Here is a 15616-nt window from a genome sequence, read left to right on the forward strand (position 1 = left end):
TCGTACTCGCGGCAACGTGGCCAATAAAGAGGGGAACTGAGGTTGAAGTTACGGGGTACCTTGATCGGTTTTACCGCGATCCTGATGTGGTCGCTGCTGGCTCTCATGACGGCGGCTTCCGGAAGCGTTCCGCCGTTCCAGATGAATGCGATGACATTCGCGATCGGTAGCCTGCCGGGACTGGTTTTACTGTCCATCAAGCCGGATCGTATCAGGCTGCTCAAGCAGCCGGCGAAGGTGTGGATCATCGGGATCGCCGGTCTCTTTGGCTATCATTTCCTCTATTTTACCGCGCTTCGTAACGCGCCGGCTGTTGAGGCCGGATTGATCGCCTATCTCTGGCCGCTATTGATCGTTGTCGGTTCGGCGCTTCTGCCAGGGGAAAGGCTGCGCTGGTATCATGTCGCCGGGGCACTCGCCGGACTATGCGGCACTGTCGCTATCGTCTCGCGCAATGGCGTATCCTTCGACCAGTCCTATCTCCTGGGTTATGGCGCGGCTCTGCTTTGCGCCTTCACGTGGTCGGGTTATTCGCTGCTGACACGTAGTTTCGATCGGGTGTCGACGGACGTGGTGACGGGCTTCTGCCTGGCAACGTCGCTTCTGTCGCTCGTCTGCCATCTGGCGCTGGAAACGACGGTCTGGCCGGCGAGCGGTGGCGAATGGGCGGCCGTGGTCGGCCTTGGCCTGTTGCCGGTGGGTGCTGCCTTCTACGCCTGGGATTACGGCGTCAAGAATGGCGACATCCAGGTGATCGGAGCTGCAAGCTATGCCGCGCCACTGCTTTCGACGTTGATCCTGCTCGCCAGCGGCTTTGCCGAACCGAGCTGGCGGATTCTGATCGCCTGCGTGCTGATTACCGGCGGGGCGGTGCTAGCCGCGAAGGAGATGATCAAGCCCAAGCGGAAAGCGGCAGAGGCACCCGCGGAATAGTTATCGGCCCGGCTCCCAGCCGGGCTCTGCCATCTCAAAACTCGAAAACTCGAATGCTGGTGCCACCGTGCAGCCGACGAGCGTGAAGCTGCCCAGCGGCTCGGCCGATTGCCATGTATTCGCCGGCACCACCGCCTGCGGACGCTCGCCGGCGGCGAGATCCGTGCCCAAGCGGATTTCCTCCACCGTCGTTCCGTCCGAGATCTTCAGAAGCAGCGGATCTCCGGCATAATAATGCCATACCTCGGCTGCATCGCGGACGCGGTGCCAATGCGACCGTTCACCCGCCTGCAGCAGGTAGTAGATCGCCGTCGAGGCGCCACGGCTCCTGCCGTCGCCATCTCTAAAGGTCTCGGAAAACCATCCGCCTTCCGGGTGGCGCTGCATGTTCAGCGTGGCAATGATTTCTTCTGCTGTCTGCCTGACGGGGTTGGGTGTCATCGATTTAGAAATTGTCCTTGCGCTTGCGGATTTCTGCAAACACTTCCTCGTTCGTCTTGCCTTCCATGATCAGGTTGCGGCGGATTTTTGGATCCTTGGCACGCAGGAAGGGGTTGGTTTCCTTCTCCAGCCCCATCATGGTCGGAATGGTGAACTTGCCCTCTTTGCGCAGTTCCTCGATCTGGGCGGCGCGACGCTGCAACGGCTCGTTGTCGGGATCGATCGTCAGCGCAAATCTCGCGTTGGACAACGTGTATTCGTGGCCGAAATAAATCGCGGTCTCGTCCGGGAGGCCTGCCAGTTTCTGCAGCGAGTGCCACATGTCGGCGGCGGGGCGCTCGAACAGTCGTCCGCAGCCGAGCGCAAACAGCGTATCGGCGGCAAACAGGATTTTGTCGTCAGGGAAATGGAAGCAGATATGGCCGGCGGTGTGGCCGGGCGTTTCGATCACCCGCACAAGATGTCCACCGAACTGGAATTCCTCACCGTCCTCGACACTCCTGTCGAGCCCGGGGATAGCGACCGCCTCGTTGACCGGTCCGATAATCTCCAGCCCATAACGCTCCTTCAACGCCAGATTGGCCTCCACATGGTCGGTATGGTGGTGGGTGGTGAAGATATGGGTGAGTTTCCAGCCGCGGCGGTTTGCTGCCTCGACGATGGGTTTTTCCTCCGGCGCATCGATCGATACGGTCAATCCGCTTTCCGGTTCATGCACCAGAACGCCGTAATTATCGCTCCTGCAAGAAAAAACTTCGATTTCCAAAGGCTTCATCAGAATAGACCTATTGCTCAATGCTTCCTGCGGAACAATGTAGAGGGAGGCATGTCCAAGTCCAACCACTGAACACGAGCATTTGCGTTTTGTCTGTCGATATTGTTGACCTCCGTGAGTTCTATCATTCCGCGCTCGGCCGTCTGGCGGAGCAGTCGATCGCCATGGCGCTTTCCTCGCTGTGGGCGCGGCTGCCGGAGGAGCGCCTGGTGGGGCTGGGCTATGCGGTTCCCTATCTCGATCGGTTCCGGACCGATACGGAACGGACCTTCGCCTTCATGCCGGCCGGGCAGGGGGCGGTGAACTGGCCGGTCGGGGAAAAATCCTCGACAGCGCTGGTTTTCGATGAGGAACTGCCTTTGCCGGACAGTTCCGTCGATCGCGTGCTGATGGTCCATTCCCTGGAATTTACCGAAAACCCGCGGGAGAGCCTTAAGGAAATCTGGCGTGTGCTTGCTCCTGGCGGGAGGCTGGTCATCGTCGTTCCCAACCGGCGCGGCGTCTGGGCGCGAATGGAACATACGCCCTTCGGTTCCGGGCGGCCCTATTCCCGCAGCCAGCTGACGACGCTTCTGCGCGAGGCGAATTTCACGCCCGGAGCTGCGGCCGAAGCGCTATTCTTTCCGCCCTCGAAGGTGCGTGCAGTGCTCAAGGCCAGGAATGTTTTCGAGCGGCTGGGTCGGCGATTCTGGCCGGTCTTTTCCGGCGTCATCGTGATTGAGGCACAGAAGCGGCTCTATCAGGGGTTGCCGGTTGCCGCGCGTGCATCACGCCGCGTCTTTGTGCCTGTGTTGGCGCCGCAGGGCGTCAGAACCACGCGCGAGCGAAATCAGGGCTGAAGGTCGAAGATCGCCAGGGGCTGGCCTTCCATGGCTAAGGGTACGGACTCATGGATATGGACGATCAGCCAGCGTCCGTCCTCGCGGGCAAAGGCAATGGTCAGGCGAAACCAGAAACCGATCTTCTGTCCGTCGTTCTTGATGCCGCTCAGCCAGGCCAATGCCGAGCACCAGGCAATGTCGCCGCCAAGCCTCAGGTCTGTGTCGCGGATATCGAATTCGAGTGGTCCATCCCAGCTGTCGAGCCAGGCTTGCAGGGAGGACGTGTCATTGCCTGTCTCCTGCAGCGGCGGGGCAAGCGAAAATTGGCGGACCGTAACCGATTGGCAGCGGATAATCCCGTCCGCATCCTTTGCCCGCAAGGCGGCCATCCAGTCCCGCAGCAGGGCCTTAATGTCATCATGGTCACCGGTGCTCATCGTCTCCTCCATCGCAGTCCAGTCATCTTCAAGACGTTTTGGGGCCGATCGTTCCGACAGTTACTCTCGACAAGCATCGTTTTCGGCTTTAATCCGTCTCACATTCCCTGCCATTGCAGGCATTTCCAAGAAGGTTGATCCGATGAGCATCGTTGTGAGTGAGCCCGTTCCGCGTCCAGGCATTCTGGATATCGCTGCCTATGTACCCGGCAAGGAACATGCTCCTGGCGTTGCGCGCGTCTTCAAGCTTTCCTCCAATGAAACGCCGCTTGGTGCCAGCCCCAAGGCAATCGAGGCATTCCGTCAGTCCGCCGGGCATCTCGAGCTTTATCCGGATGGTCAGGCGCTGGCGCTGCGCGATGCAATCGCCTCCGTACATGGGTTGAACGTCGCAAATATCATGTGCGGCAATGGGTCGGACGAACTTCTTGGCCTGCTGTGTCACGTCTATCTCGGTGCCGGTGACGAGGCGATCATCACCCAGCACGGCTTCCTCGTCTACAAGATCCAGATCATGGGCGCGGGTGCGACGGCCATCGAAGTGCCGGAGAAGGATTACACGGTCGATGTCGACGCGATCCTTGCTGCCGTCACCGAAAAAACCAAGCTCGTTTTCATCGCCAATCCGGGCAACCCGACCGGCACCTATGTCCCGGTTGCCGATATCCGCCGCCTGCATGCCGGCCTGCCGAAGAACGTCATTCTCGTGCTCGATGCGGCTTACGCGGAATATGTGCGCAAGAACGATTATGAGGCGGGCGTCGAGCTGGTTTCGCAGAACAAGAACGTAGTGATGTGCCGCACGTTCTCGAAGGTCTATGGCCTTGCCGCACTTCGTATCGGCTGGATGTATGGCCCGGCCGGCATTCTCGATGCGCTGAACCGCGTGCGTGGCCCGTTCAACATGAATGCCCCGGCAATCGCCGCCGGTGCCGCAGCCATCCGCGACCAGAACTTTGTCGGGGAAGCCGTCGAGCACAATCTGCTCTGGAAGGACAAGCTGACCCATGCCTTCGAGACGATCGGTCTTACGGTTACGCCTTCCGTCACCAACTTCGTGCTGATCCATTTTCCGGATGTCGACGGCAAGCGTGCACCGGATGCCGACGAATTCCTCACCAGCCGCGGTTACATCCTGCGCATGGTGAAGGGTTACGGCCTGCCGAATGCACTGCGCATGACGGTCGGCTCGGAAGAAGCCAATCGCGGCGTCATCGAAGCGCTCGGCGAATTCATGGGACGGAAATGATGAGTGACGTGCATTTCGAGCGGATCGCGCTGATCGGTATCGGCCTGATCGGCTCGTCGATCGCCCGCGACGTCAAGCAGCTCGGGCTTGCAAAACATGTGGTGGTTTCGACGCGCAGTGAGGAAACGCTGCGCCGCGCCGAAGAACTGGAGCTCGGCACCGAATACACGGTGTCGGCCGCCGATGCGGTCAAGGATGCTGATCTCGTCATCGTTTCGGTTCCCGTTGGCGCATCTGAGGTCGTTGCCAAGCAGATTGCCGGCTCGCTAAAGCCGGGTGTGATCGTGACCGATGTTGGCTCGACCAAGGCATCCGTCATCGCGCAGATGGCGCCGCATATGCCGGACAACGTGCATTTCATTCCGGGCCATCCGCTGGCAGGCACGGAGAAGTCAGGCCCGGATGCCGGTTTTGCCGGTCTGTTTCGTGATCGCTGGTGCATCTTCACGCCGCTGCCGGATACCGATGCTGACGCACTGGACAGGCTGAAAGCCCTCTGGATGGCGCTCGGCTCGCGGGTGGACGACATGGATCCGCAGCACCATGACAAGGTGCTGGCGATCGTGTCGCATCTTCCGCATATCATCGCCTACAATATCGTTGGTACGGCTGACGATCTGGAGACGGTGACGGAATCGGAAGTGATCAAATATTCCGCCTCAGGTTTCCGCGATTTCACCCGTCTGGCCGCATCCGATCCGACCATGTGGCGCGATATCTGCCTGCATAACAAGGATGCGATCCTCGAAATGCTGGCGCGGTTTTCGGAAGATCTCGCTTATCTCCAGCGGGCGATCCGCTGGGGCGAGGGCGACAAGCTGTTTGAACTCTTCACCCGCACCCGGGCGATCCGTCGGTCGATCGTGCAGGCGGGTCAGGACGTGGATGCGCCGGACTTCGGTCGCCACGCGCTCGACACGAAGAAATAAATCTGTGTCATGAGATCATCCGAAGCCGTCGTGGCTCCGGATGATGGCGGTCAGATCGGCGGGATTTCGCCGATCGGAATCAGCCCACCGGCAAACACCTTGCCGCGGCGGATTGTGATATCGAGGGAAGCCTTCTCTCCGCCGCCTAGTGCCTGCAGCATGTTCGCCGCAGTCCCGATCGTCGATTCCAGGCCCGGAAATGCGCGGCTCAGGCTGTCCTGCCAGGCCGGGATATCCTCAATCCTCAGCTTCATCTTGCCGGACATGCGACCCCTGTCGTCGAAGGAGAATGGACCGGAAAGGGTCAGCACCTGGCCTTGGCCAAGATCGGCCTTGAATTCGCGCAAGTCTCCTTCCGAACCATGCAGCGCAAGTCCGTTGCGGTCGCTTCCGTCAAGAACACCGGCGCGGTCCTTGAGCGTCACGTCGATGCTGGTATTGGTGGCGGGTAGAAGCTGCGGCAGGCCCTTGGCTGTCGTTGTGGCGTTCTGCAGCTGGATGGCGGCGTCGAGATCCGCACCATTCTGGCGCAGATGAATTTCTGACTGGTCAGCCGCGATATCGAAAGCCTGCCCGCTGGCGGAAGACTGAATGGTCGTCTTCGGCTTCTGGATGACCATGGAGGCGCGCTCGACGCCCTTTAGCTTGGTCACGAGGCTGGATTGCAGGCTTTCCCATGTACTGGCGATGGAAAGGCCATGGCCGGTGCGCACTTCCGACGGCGCATCGAGCTCCCATACGATATGGCCCGGATTGTAGACCTGAGCTGCCGAACGCAGAGGGCCGAAGCTTGCGGATATTCCGTTGACGGTATCGTCGACATCCACCTTCGAGCAGAACAGGCCGATGCGGAAGGGATAACCGCGATATTCGGCATTCTCGCAGTTGGCCGAAATACCGGCATCCGCCTGGCTACCGAGCAGAAGCAGCGTCCTTTCGCGCAGGGCCGAGGCGGCATAAAACCAGCCCGCGGTGTAGAGTGCGATGACGAGCACGACGGCACTCGCGAGAAACCAGAGTTTTCTGCTGGTGCCGGATCGGCTTGACGCTGCCATGTTGTTCTCCCAATGGTGCGACGCAAACTAAAATGATGGCATGGCGTGCGATATGGACGAATTTTGGGTCTTTGGCTACGGATCACTGATGTGGAACCCGGGATTTCCCTATGTGGAGCGAGAGGCTGCACGCGTTCACGGGTTTCGCCGCTCGCTTTGCATCTGGTCAACCGCGCATCGCGGAACCGCAGAAAACCCAGGTCTCGTCATGGGACTGGACCGGGGTGGGTCCTGCCGGGGCATGGCATTCAGGGTTGGCGACAAGGATCGTGACGATGCGCTGGATTATCTGCGCAAACGTGAACTCATAACCTATGTCTACAAGGAACGCATCCTGCCCATTGGCCTGCCGGGCGGGCGTCGCGTGCAGGCCGTGACCTATGTGGTCGACCGCCACCACGAGCAATATGCCGGGAGCCTCAGCGTGGAGGAGGCGGCGGAAGTGGTCTTGCGATCGCATGGTCAGTCCGGGCCGAACGATGCCTATGTGCTCAACACGGTGGCGCAACTGAAGCAGATGGGTATTCGCGATCTCTGGCTGGAGGCAGTCGGGGATGCTGTCAGCCTGCAAACGGCTCAGGCCGCCGACTGAGCCCGCAATTCCGCCAAGCGCTTTACCGCAGTCGGTGGCAGCGGCAGGTGCGGGTTGGCCTCTACGGTTTCGATCAGCAGTTCGTCGCTCGCCTTTTCCAGCGTCTCGATCAGGTGCGCATAAAAGGCATCCGGGTCCATGCCCGGCTCGATCGGAGGCAGGATGCGGACCTTGAAGCGGCCGGGATACTTCACCAGTTTGCGGCGGCCCCAGAACAAGCCCCAATGGGCAACGATCGGCACGACCGGAACCTTGACGTCGCGATAGATGCGGGCGATGCCGTAACGGTATTCCGGCGGGGCGCCGGGCGGTTTGCGCGTGCCTTCCGGATAGATGATCAACTGACGGCCGTTGTCCATTTCCTGCCGGGTGCGCTTCATCACCTCGACCATGACCTTGCCGCGAGCGCCACGGTTGACCGGGATCATCCGTTGTTTGGCGACATACCAGCCGAAAAGCGGGATCCACATCAGTTCGCGCTTCAGAATATAGACTGGATCGCGCTGGTAGGGCAGCAGAGCAAACGTGTCCCAGGCCGACTGGTGTTTCGGCGCGAATATGCAGCCGCCTTCGGGGATGTTCTCGATACCCTCGATCTCGAATGTCGCACCGACGATCTTTTCCATCAGCCAGTTGTTGGATGCTGCCCAAGCCTTCGGAACCCGAAAGGCTGCCTTGCGCGGGGAGAGAAAATAGACCGGCGAGAGCAGGATCATGCGCAGGATGGTGTTGGTATAGAACGCGGTATTGAACAGGATCGAGCGCAGCAACAGCATGATGGGTTCCTTTGAGGATTGCGCGTTGCCTACACGAGATCGGGCACGGAAAAAAGAGTTCTCGGTGCGAGATCAGGGAGAAGGGTTCTTGGTTTTGTCAGGATCTTCTTCTGTCCGAAGCCCGGTCCAGCGCGCCATGCCAAGCCAGTCCCGAAGTGAGGCGAGCACGACCTTTCCGTATTCCGACAGCATCGTGCGCAGCGTGTCGGGCTCCGCGAACCAGGCGCGACGGGCAAGATCGGCATTGACCACCGGATAAGCAATGAATTCGGTTGCGGGATCGGCGCGTCGCAATTCATGCAGGCTGCGCAGCATGTGATAGTTGTTGGTCACGACCAGAACGGATTTGTAACCATGGTCATGGATCCAGCGAGTGATCTCGTTGGCATTGCCGATCGTGTCGATCGCATCGTAACCGATATCGACACAGCATTTGAACAGGTCAGCAGATGCCTGGGTCGCCTTGCGGATCTGGGTCGGCGTGGTGGAGGGATGAGCGCCGGAGATAAGCAGACGCTTACCCGCGCCGTCTCGCAACAGGCCGACTGCCTGCTCGATGCGAAGATAACCGCCGGTAAGAACCACAATGGCGTCTGCTTTTACACCGTCGGGCGCGCGCAGCGACGTGACCGAATCAGCGAACCATAAAAAACCGCCGCCGAGGATAGCCGCACAGATAAAGACCAGCATGATCAGTCGCCTTGCGAACCGCCGCAAGGCGCTCTGGCGCGACAATAGCCCGATTTCCGGCCTGCCCGGAGGGCGGCTTTCGGGCGTCCAGCGATTGCTCCAGCCGAATTTCATGACCTGTCATTAGTCGCAGATTGAGGCGGTGAATAGTCCTCGAAACGTTACCAGGTAATATGATTGAATGTCATGATGGTGGCAGTCCATCTGAGCGAGATGGATCGGATCTTACGAGGTCGATTTCGTCGATCGTCCGCATCACGGTGAAACGCGCCGTCAACGTGGTCAGAAGCGCGATGATCAGCATTGTGGCAAAGATGCCGAGATAGCCGTTCCAGCCGATCGTGAAAGATCCGAACAGCGCCATTGCCTGCTCACTTTCCGGTGTCGCACGGGAATTTGACTGCCAGAGGCTGGCCGTGGCGAAGAGGAGCGCTGCCACCACGCCGCCGACCGCGGAGCCCTTCAGACTGATCTTGAGGAAGTGTTTCTGAAATTCGTTCGCAACGAAGGTGCGTTCGGCGCCGACGAAATGCAGCACTTCGACGATATGGCGGTTGCCGGAAAGCGCGCCGCGGGTGGCGAAGATCACCGTCAGGATCATCGCGGTGAAAACCAGGATCAGAACGCCCGTGCCGATCCAGACGGTGGTGCGGGCCATGGAAACGAGCCGGTCGACCCAAGTGCGGTGATCGTCGAGAAACGCCTGCGGCACTTCCGTCTTCAATAATGCACGCATCCCCTCGAAATCCGGCGGATTGCTCTCGTCGATGGTGATGATGACGAGGCGGGGTACAGGCAGATCGTCCAGCTGCAGGTCGGAGCCAAGCCAGGGTTCGAGAAGTCTCGCGGTTGCGGCGTCATCCATGATCGTGCCGGACTTGGTCCCGACGAATGTCAGCGCCAGATCCCGCGCCTTTTTCAGCGCAGCATCCATGTCCAGCCCTTCAGCCGGCTTGATCTGGATGGTGATCTCGCGGGAGATCTGGCTTTGCCAGCCGGCTGCCGTGGCGCGCACCATGCTGACGGCGCCGAGCGTGAGACAGGCAAGAAAGGCCATGATGGCGATGACGACCATCAGCGCATTGCCCTGGATGTTGGCGGGCGGCAGGATTGCGGCTGTCGAGCGGACGTGCATTTCCGTGCGGCGCCGTGCGGTGTCCTGGCGTCCGCTCTTGCTGGTTTCCTCTTCAGGAAATTGCGACCTTCCCATTCGGCCTGCGTCACTCATAGATGTCGAGCCGTCCATCTGTCAGGATCATACGTCGCGCGTCGACCTGATCCATCAATGCCAGGTCGTGCGTTGCGATAACGACGGCGGTGCCCAGTCGGTTCAATTCCAGAAACAGGCTGAGCAGGCGGCGCGCCATCGGCGGGTCGACATTGCCCGTCGGTTCGTCGGCAAGCAATATCTCAGGGCGGTCCATCAGGGCGCGGGCGATTGCAGCACGCTGCTTTTCACCGCCCGACAGGATTGCCGGAAGGACGTTGATCCGTTCGCCGAGGCCCACCCATTTCAAAAGGTCGATCACGTCATTGCGATAGGAGGCTTCGTCCTTGCCCCTGACCCGCAAGGGCAGAGCGACGTTCTCGTAGGTCGTCAGGTGATCGAGAAGACGAAAGTCCTGAAAGACGATGCCAACACGGCGGCGTAGCATGGGAAACTCGTCGCGCGGGATCTGCGACAGATCGCGCCCAAACATGCGGATGATGCCGCGGGTCGGATTGAGCGACATGAACAGGAGACGAAGCAACGTCGTCTTGCCCGCGCCCGAGGGGCCGGTCAGGAACTGGAAGGATCGTTTGGGAATGTCGAACGTCATGTCCCGAAGGATTTCCGGGCCCATGCCATAACGCAGACCGACATTTTCGAAATGGATCACCGGCGACCTTGTCTTGGCTGTGTGAAGCTTCAGCGGCTATCTCTTAACGCCGCGGGTAAACGAAGGGTAAATCAAGCAGTCAAAAGGGCGATTTTCAGGCCAAATTTGGAAAACGTTAACCATATCAGTTTACGACTGGGGAGAGTTTGTTTCAATGCCCGACCTCTGAAGCCTGATCGAGACTGATCAGGGGGTAAAGAGGAGGTAGGCGGAGAGGGCACCATGAGCACCTTCCAGGACCGTCGCCAAGCCCGTGCCAAGATGCCGATCGATATTCTTCCGCCCGAGGGGGACGAGAAGGACGGCAAAGGGAAGGTCATCCGGTTTCCCAAGCCATTCGTAAAGACGTACGAGGTCGAGGACGCGCATTTCGTGCCGGTCAACGATCGTGCTCGCCGCCACGCTGCTACCTCTTCGAACGATCGCCGACCGCGCAAAGCCGAAGCCATGCCTCGCCAAACCATTGCCGGCGGCATGATCGGCGCGATCGAAGGAAAACTGCTGCGTCTGTCGCCGGATGCCTTCGTTGCCGTGGTCGCAAGCGTCGTGGTGACGGTGTTTACGATCTTCGGTGGTTTCTCGCTGCTTTCGGGCCCATCGGCCGAGCCGGGACCGGCGCTCGATATCACCCATGTGACGATGACGCCGCAGGATGCCAATGGCATGCGTGTGCTCCTGATCAACGGGATCGTCGAGAACCGCACTGAAGGACGCCTCGACATGCCGTCGATCCGTGCCGATCTTCTCTCGGGCGAAACGGTGGTTGCAAGCACGCTGATCTCGACCTCTGCCTCGCAGATCGGTGGCCGCGAAAGCTATGGTTTTTCCGTGCGCGTACCCCATCCCGGTGGAAAACTTCCCGATCTGAGGCTCTCATTGGCCGGGCGCGGAGCCTGAAAGCTTTCTTTAGCAGGGCCGATTGTGCTATCGCGGCGTCTTTGAGAGACACGCAGGAGAGCCTCATGCCAGTCGTGCGCGGCAAGCAGATCGAACCGCTATTCACCGCCGAGCAGATTGCTGAGCGCAATCATGCCATCGCGGCCGAGATCGCCAAGGGTCCGACCAAGGACCTGCTGGTTATCGCCATCCTCAAGGGATCGTTCATTTTCGCAGCCGATCTTCTGCGCTCGCTGCATGAGACGGGCCTTGCCCCGGAAGTTGAATTCATCACATTGTCGAGCTACGGCACGGGCACGGTGTCGCAGGGTGTCCGCATCGTCAAGGATATCGACAGCGACGTGCATGGCCGCGATGTGCTTCTGATCGACGATATTCTCGAATCCGGTCGCACGCTGAAATTCGCCAAGGAACTGCTCTATGAGCGCGGCGCGCGCAACGTGACGATCGCCGTACTTTTGGACAAGAGCGTCAAGCGCAAGGAAGAGCTGGAAGCCGATTATGTCGGTTTCGAATGCCCCGACTATTTCGTTGTCGGCTACGGCATGGATGCAGCCTATGCCTTCCGCGAACTGCCGTTCGTCGGCGTCGTTACCGGCGACGCCTGATACTGGACGAGCGTCGGGAGGTAAGAAATCGCATCCCGGCGGTCGCAAGGCGTTAACCATCCGGAGCCTCCGCAGGGGCTCCGTTTACTCCTCGAAAAGGAAAGTCTGGTCATTTGCTCCCGAATTGAAACACAGGGAGCGATGATCGCTATGGCCAGAATCCTTATTACCGAAGACGAGGAATCTCTCCGCCGCTTCGTCGCACGCGCGCTGCGGCTTGACGGTCACGAGACCTTTGAAGCCGGTGATGGGGCCGAAGGGCTCGAGAAGCTCGACGAGGGCTCATACGACCTGCTTCTTTCCGATATCCGCATGCCGGTCATGGACGGGATCGAACTCGCCCACCAGGCTTCCGCCCGCTTTCCGGAGATGAAAATCCTGCTGATGACCGGTTATGCCGAGCAGCGGGAACGCGCCGACGACCTCGCCAGCAAGATCGTTGACGTCGTGCCGAAGCCGTTTGCGCTGCCAGATATCCGCAAAGCGGTGGCAAGAGCGCTTGCGGGTGTGTCATCGCAGGCTGCCTGAAATCTATCTGAGAGAAGCTGCCACTGACCCTAGCCCATACCAGCGCCAGCCACGGGTCTCACCCGTCCTTCGCCCCCTCGCAAGCGGGGAGAGTGACGTGCCGTTTGACGATGGAGAGGTCGCTACTGCTTCTCCCCGCCAAGACAGGGAGAAGGAGCCGGCAGGCGGATGAGGGGCAATGCTTGCGCCGCCTTTGCTTTTTTACCCTCACCTGATCTCCAGCAAACGCTCCAGATATTGCCGCTCCGCATCGCCCGACAACGCGCCGCCGAGCTTCTCACGAATGGCGTCGAGAATTTCTCGCGCTCGCTGCACGTCGATCTCGTCGGGGACCTTCACCTGATCGCCGAAATCCGGGCCTGAAGTGGCGCGTGGGCGGCCGAGGGGATCGCGGCCGTTCTGGCCGCCCTGGTTGGCCATGCCTTCGCCCTCGCCATTCTGCTCGCCCTGCTGCCCTTGCTGGCCCTGCATGGCCTGCATCATCTGCTGCATCATGTTTTGGGCCCCCTGGCGTAGGGCATTGAGCGCATTGCCCTGTCCCTGCACAGCCTGTTCGCCCTGACCCTGACCCAGAGCCTTGCCTGCATTGCCCATTTCACGCTCAGCCTGGCCGAAGCCTTCGCCGGGCTGCATGCCTAGACCCTTAAGCCCCTGCTGCAATTCGCCAAGTTTCTTGCCGAGGCCCTCCTGCTGGGCGCGCAGGTTCTTCAGCGCCTCGCGCAACTGTTCGGCAGTCATCTGGTCGGTGTTCTGCTGACCTTGCTGGCCTTGCCCCTGCTGCCCTTGGCCTTGTTGACCCTGCTGCCCCTGTTGCTGTTGGCCCTGCTGCGACTGCTGCTGTTCGCCTTCACCCTGATCGTCGGGGTCGCCGCGCTGCATGCGGTCGCGCAGCGCCTGATCCAGCTTGAAGGTCTGGTCCATCAGCCGTTGCTGTTCCTGCATGATCTCGCCGAGCTTGTCGATCTGCTGGCGCATCTGGCTGTTCTGCTGCTGCTGGCCCTGCTGGCCGCGCTGCGGGCGTCCGGCCTGCAGGTTGTTCATCATGCGCTGCAACTCGTTCAGCATCTGCTGGGCGGCATCGCGATTGCCGGAACGGGCCAGATTTTCGATCTGGTCCATCATGTTCTGCAGGTCGCGCTGGCGGATGACGTTCTGCGCCTGCATGTTCTGCTGCGCCCGCGGGGCGTTCTGCATGCGTTGCGCCAGTTCGTTCATATATTGCTGCATCGCCTCGCGCATTTCCTGCATCAGGCGGGCGATCTCCTGATCGTTCGCGCCGTTCTGCAGGGCTTCGGAGAGATTGCGCTGCGCATCGCGCAGGCGGCGTTCTGCAAGCGACAGGTCGCCGTCTTCGATGCCGAGCGCGATCTCCCACAAATAATCAGCCGTTTCCTTCAACTGCTCCTCGCCCCGGGCAAGCTTCATGCGGCCGCGGGCGGATTCTATCAGCAGGAAATGGCCGAGGTTCGGAATGGTCTCATCGGGGCGGATCGTCAGCGCTTCGTTGAGCGCGATTGCCTTCGGCATCTGGCGCGTGTCGAGCGCAAAGACCTGCCGTTGCTCGGCAACGGCTGCGGCGAGCGGCTCGGAGAAACCGCGGCCGGGAAGGATCATTTCATGCACCGGGCTGCGCCCCGTCTGGCCGGCGCCGTCGGTTGCGACCAGCGTCACGCGAACGCGCTTTCCGGCCAGCGGATGTTCGATGAGGCTGCGGCTGGTGAGGCCCTTGATCTCCTGGCCTTTTGTTTGGCGGGGTAAATCGAGCCGGTATTCCGGCAACGGATAGAGAGGCGTGGTTGCCGGATCCTGCGGACCTGCAGGCTCGATCAGCGCATGGGCTTCGCGAATGCCGTAATCGTCCTTGGCCTTGAAGCCGATTTCCAGTGCGCCATTGACCGAGCGTTTCGGCTGGCCTTCGAAAGCGATTTCCGGCGGGCGGTCGGGGATGACATTGAATGTCCAGTTCTGGCCGTTGACGGTAAGATTGCCGCTTTCATTAATTGCCATGGCATAGGTGCGCGGCGCGAGCGGCTGGGTGCCGTTTGCCGGGGCTGCGGGCGGCTGAGGCGGGGTCTGGGCGGCCGGCGCCTGGGCGCCGTTCTGCGCCTGCTCGGCAGCCTTTTTCGCCGCGGCCTTCGTCTCTTCCGTCTGGAGCGTCACATCCTGCTTGTTGGCGGTCGTGGTGAAGACCACCGCCTCTTCGCCCTCGCCGCCGGTCACGCGGACCGTCAGGGCGGAGTTCTGCGGTATCGACACGTTGCCGTTATTGTTCTGCGCCTGCTGGCCGGTCAGGAACACCGGTGCGCGCCCGGTATAGGAAGGCGGGGTCAGCCATGCGTCTATGCGCAGATCGGGATTGATGCTCGGTGCCGGCGGTGCGGGGATAAAGGCATCACCCAGGCTGCCACCGCGGTTGGAATAGGAGAAGGCAAGCGCAACGGTAAAGACGAGCGCCGGGATGGCGCGCAGGCCGAAACGGTCGTGCTTGGCGATATCCGGCTGCGGCAGGCCTGCATCGAGCGCTGCGATCCGCTTTGCCATGCGGATCTGGTGTTCCTTCCATAGAGCGCGGGAGAGGGGTGTCTCGAAGGCTGGCTCGTCTTCCTGCACGCCGACCGGTTGGTGCGGAAGATTGTTGCGATCCTCCAGCAGGCGGTCCGCTTCATTGGCGCTCGGCCAGCGAATTCGAGCCAAGGGCAGTAGGGTTGCGATCAGTGCGAAAAGAAATGCGGTGAGCAGGACCCAGCGCAGCCAGTCCGGCGACAGGCGGAAAATGCCGAACCAGGAGGCGGAGAAAAACAGGGCAACGATGCCGGCCGGGGCAAGCGCGCGCGGCAAAAGACGCTCGAAAAACAGGACGATACGCGCGAAGGAACGCTTCAGGGCCACCCTGCGGGCAAGCGCGGGATGGGTCTCGAAAGCACCTTTGCGGGTAAAGCTCATGCGGTCCGTCTCCGATCGTGGCGGCGCAAACAAGCCTCTAAGATAACAGTCTTTGTGGCGAA

The 15616-nt window shown here is 60.6% G+C and carries 17 protein-coding genes; 8 read left to right on the forward strand and 9 right to left on the reverse strand.

Translation table 11 applies throughout. The annotated features are described in order from the left end of the window. The first annotated feature begins 42 nt into the window (after positions 1 to 42). Complete coding sequence (gene yddG, locus MRBLMR1_RS26610) at positions 43 to 933, forward strand: aromatic amino acid exporter YddG (protein ID WP_148148215.1); 891 nt, start codon at positions 43 to 45, stop codon at positions 931 to 933. Here the strand turns inward: yddG and MRBLMR1_RS26615 are convergent, their stop codons facing one another. Then, complete coding sequence (locus MRBLMR1_RS26615; protein ID WP_148148216.1) at positions 934 to 1374, reverse strand: cupin domain-containing protein; 441 nt, start codon at positions 1372 to 1374, stop codon at positions 934 to 936. A 4-nt stretch (positions 1375 to 1378) separates the two neighbouring features. Next, the gene (gene gloB / locus MRBLMR1_RS26620) at positions 1379 to 2149 is read right to left on the reverse strand and encodes a hydroxyacylglutathione hydrolase (RefSeq protein WP_148148217.1); all 771 of its coding nucleotides are present in this window, start codon (positions 2147 to 2149) and stop codon (positions 1379 to 1381) included. 89 nt (positions 2150 to 2238) lie between these two features. Between gloB and MRBLMR1_RS26625 the strand changes: the two genes are divergently transcribed. Continuing rightward, positions 2239 to 2988 carry a class I SAM-dependent methyltransferase gene (locus MRBLMR1_RS26625; RefSeq protein ID WP_148148218.1) on the forward strand — a complete coding sequence of 250 codons (750 nt, stop codon included), beginning with the start codon at positions 2239 to 2241 and terminating at the stop codon, positions 2986 to 2988. On the opposite strand, the gene MRBLMR1_RS26630 is transcribed toward MRBLMR1_RS26625, so the two are convergent. Then, positions 2979 to 3407: a YybH family protein gene (locus MRBLMR1_RS26630; protein WP_183686324.1), complete on the reverse strand. Its 429-nt coding sequence runs from the start codon at positions 3405 to 3407 to the stop codon at positions 2979 to 2981. The two genes, MRBLMR1_RS26625 and MRBLMR1_RS26630, sit on opposite strands and share 10 nt — an antisense overlap. Before the next feature lie 142 nt (positions 3408 to 3549). Here MRBLMR1_RS26630 and hisC point away from each other — a divergent pair, with 142 nt between their 5' ends. Further along, on the forward strand, positions 3550 to 4656 hold the full coding sequence (hisC, locus tag MRBLMR1_RS26635) for a histidinol-phosphate transaminase (protein WP_148148220.1): 1107 nt from the start codon (positions 3550 to 3552) through the stop codon (positions 4654 to 4656). Further along, positions 4656 to 5585: a prephenate/arogenate dehydrogenase family protein gene (locus MRBLMR1_RS26640; RefSeq protein WP_500066951.1), complete on the forward strand. Its 930-nt coding sequence runs from the start codon at positions 4656 to 4658 to the stop codon at positions 5583 to 5585. Before hisC ends, MRBLMR1_RS26640 begins: the two co-directional genes overlap by 1 nt. A gap of 50 nt (positions 5586 to 5635) precedes the next feature. On the opposite strand, the gene MRBLMR1_RS26645 is transcribed toward MRBLMR1_RS26640, so the two are convergent. Beyond that, positions 5636 to 6640 carry a DUF2125 domain-containing protein gene (locus MRBLMR1_RS26645; protein WP_148148222.1) on the reverse strand — a complete coding sequence of 335 codons (1005 nt, stop codon included), beginning with the start codon at positions 6638 to 6640 and terminating at the stop codon, positions 5636 to 5638. 52 nt (positions 6641 to 6692) lie between these two features. Between MRBLMR1_RS26645 and MRBLMR1_RS26650 the strand changes: the two genes are divergently transcribed. Continuing rightward, the gene (locus MRBLMR1_RS26650; RefSeq protein ID WP_500066952.1) at positions 6693 to 7232 is read left to right on the forward strand and encodes a gamma-glutamylcyclotransferase; all 540 of its coding nucleotides are present in this window, start codon (positions 6693 to 6695) and stop codon (positions 7230 to 7232) included. Here MRBLMR1_RS26650 and MRBLMR1_RS26655 read toward each other — a convergent pair. The 4 genes from MRBLMR1_RS26655 to ftsE all read right to left on the reverse strand — a co-directional run bounded on the left by MRBLMR1_RS26655 (position 7217) and on the right by ftsE (position 10578). Continuing rightward, positions 7217 to 8008: a lysophospholipid acyltransferase family protein gene (locus MRBLMR1_RS26655; RefSeq protein WP_148148224.1), complete on the reverse strand. Its 792-nt coding sequence runs from the start codon at positions 8006 to 8008 to the stop codon at positions 7217 to 7219. The genes MRBLMR1_RS26650 and MRBLMR1_RS26655 overlap by 16 nt on opposite strands. A 72-nt stretch (positions 8009 to 8080) precedes the next feature. Then, the gene (locus MRBLMR1_RS26660; protein WP_148148225.1) at positions 8081 to 8812 is read right to left on the reverse strand and encodes a YdcF family protein; all 732 of its coding nucleotides are present in this window, start codon (positions 8810 to 8812) and stop codon (positions 8081 to 8083) included. Between the two features lie 70 nt (positions 8813 to 8882). Beyond that, the gene (locus MRBLMR1_RS26665) at positions 8883 to 9833 is read right to left on the reverse strand and encodes a cell division protein FtsX (protein WP_244654445.1); all 951 of its coding nucleotides are present in this window, start codon (positions 9831 to 9833) and stop codon (positions 8883 to 8885) included. A gap of 85 nt (positions 9834 to 9918) precedes the next feature. Next, positions 9919 to 10578, reverse strand: a complete 660-nt coding sequence (ftsE, locus tag MRBLMR1_RS26670; protein WP_183686322.1) for a cell division ATP-binding protein FtsE — start codon at positions 10576 to 10578, stop codon at positions 9919 to 9921. Between the two features lie 222 nt (positions 10579 to 10800). On the opposite strand from ftsE, the gene MRBLMR1_RS26675 reads away from it, so the two are divergent. The 3 genes from MRBLMR1_RS26675 (at position 10801) to MRBLMR1_RS26685 (ending at position 12611) form a co-directional block, all read left to right on the forward strand. After that, positions 10801 to 11475, forward strand: a complete 675-nt coding sequence (locus tag MRBLMR1_RS26675; RefSeq protein ID WP_183686320.1) for a hypothetical protein — start codon at positions 10801 to 10803, stop codon at positions 11473 to 11475. A gap of 65 nt (positions 11476 to 11540) precedes the next feature. After that, complete coding sequence (gene hpt, locus MRBLMR1_RS26680) at positions 11541 to 12083, forward strand: hypoxanthine phosphoribosyltransferase (protein ID WP_148148229.1); 543 nt, start codon at positions 11541 to 11543, stop codon at positions 12081 to 12083. 150 nt (positions 12084 to 12233) lie between these two features. Then, the gene (locus MRBLMR1_RS26685; RefSeq protein WP_148148230.1) at positions 12234 to 12611 is read left to right on the forward strand and encodes a response regulator; all 378 of its coding nucleotides are present in this window, start codon (positions 12234 to 12236) and stop codon (positions 12609 to 12611) included. A gap of 207 nt (positions 12612 to 12818) precedes the next feature. Here the strand turns inward: MRBLMR1_RS26685 and MRBLMR1_RS26690 are convergent, their stop codons facing one another. Continuing rightward, on the reverse strand, positions 12819 to 15554 hold the full coding sequence (locus tag MRBLMR1_RS26690; protein ID WP_148148231.1) for a TIGR02302 family protein: 2736 nt from the start codon (positions 15552 to 15554) through the stop codon (positions 12819 to 12821). Positions 15555 to 15616: the final 62 nt, after the last annotated feature.

Source organism: Neorhizobium sp. LMR1-1-1.1 (assembly GCF_040675795.1).
GTDB classification, from domain to species: domain Bacteria; phylum Pseudomonadota; class Alphaproteobacteria; order Rhizobiales; family Rhizobiaceae; genus Neorhizobium; species Neorhizobium cellulosilyticum.

Bases quoted from the DNA above. Each gene is read 5' to 3' on its own strand.
- MRBLMR1_RS26615 (WP_148148216.1), bottom strand. From the start codon at position 1,374: ATGACACCCAACCCCGTCAGGCAGACAGCAGAAGAAATCATTGCCACG.
- MRBLMR1_RS26660 (WP_148148225.1), bottom strand. From the start codon at position 8,812: ATGAAATTCGGCTGGAGCAATCGCTGGACGCCCGAAAGCCGCCCTCCG.
- hpt (WP_148148229.1), top strand. From the start codon at position 11,541: ATGCCAGTCGTGCGCGGCAAGCAGATCGAACCGCTATTCACCGCCGAG.
- MRBLMR1_RS26640 (WP_500066951.1), top strand. From the start codon at position 4,656: ATGAGTGACGTGCATTTCGAGCGGATCGCGCTGATCGGTATCGGCCTG.
- MRBLMR1_RS26690 (WP_148148231.1), bottom strand. From the start codon at position 15,554: ATGAGCTTTACCCGCAAAGGTGCTTTCGAGACCCATCCCGCGCTTGCC.
- MRBLMR1_RS26675 (WP_183686320.1), top strand. From the start codon at position 10,801: ATGAGCACCTTCCAGGACCGTCGCCAAGCCCGTGCCAAGATGCCGATC.
- MRBLMR1_RS26665 (WP_244654445.1), bottom strand. From the start codon at position 9,833: ATGCACGTCCGCTCGACAGCCGCAATCCTGCCGCCCGCCAACATCCAG.
- MRBLMR1_RS26645 (WP_148148222.1), bottom strand. From the start codon at position 6,640: ATGGCAGCGTCAAGCCGATCCGGCACCAGCAGAAAACTCTGGTTTCTC.
- MRBLMR1_RS26650 (WP_500066952.1), top strand. From the start codon at position 6,693: ATGGACGAATTTTGGGTCTTTGGCTACGGATCACTGATGTGGAACCCG.
- MRBLMR1_RS26630 (WP_183686324.1), bottom strand. From the start codon at position 3,407: ATGAGCACCGGTGACCATGATGACATTAAGGCCCTGCTGCGGGACTGG.
- gloB (WP_148148217.1), bottom strand. From the start codon at position 2,149: ATGAAGCCTTTGGAAATCGAAGTTTTTTCTTGCAGGAGCGATAATTAC.
- MRBLMR1_RS26655 (WP_148148224.1), bottom strand. From the start codon at position 8,008: ATGCTGTTGCTGCGCTCGATCCTGTTCAATACCGCGTTCTATACCAAC.
- hisC (WP_148148220.1), top strand. From the start codon at position 3,550: ATGAGCATCGTTGTGAGTGAGCCCGTTCCGCGTCCAGGCATTCTGGAT.
- MRBLMR1_RS26685 (WP_148148230.1), top strand. From the start codon at position 12,234: ATGGCCAGAATCCTTATTACCGAAGACGAGGAATCTCTCCGCCGCTTC.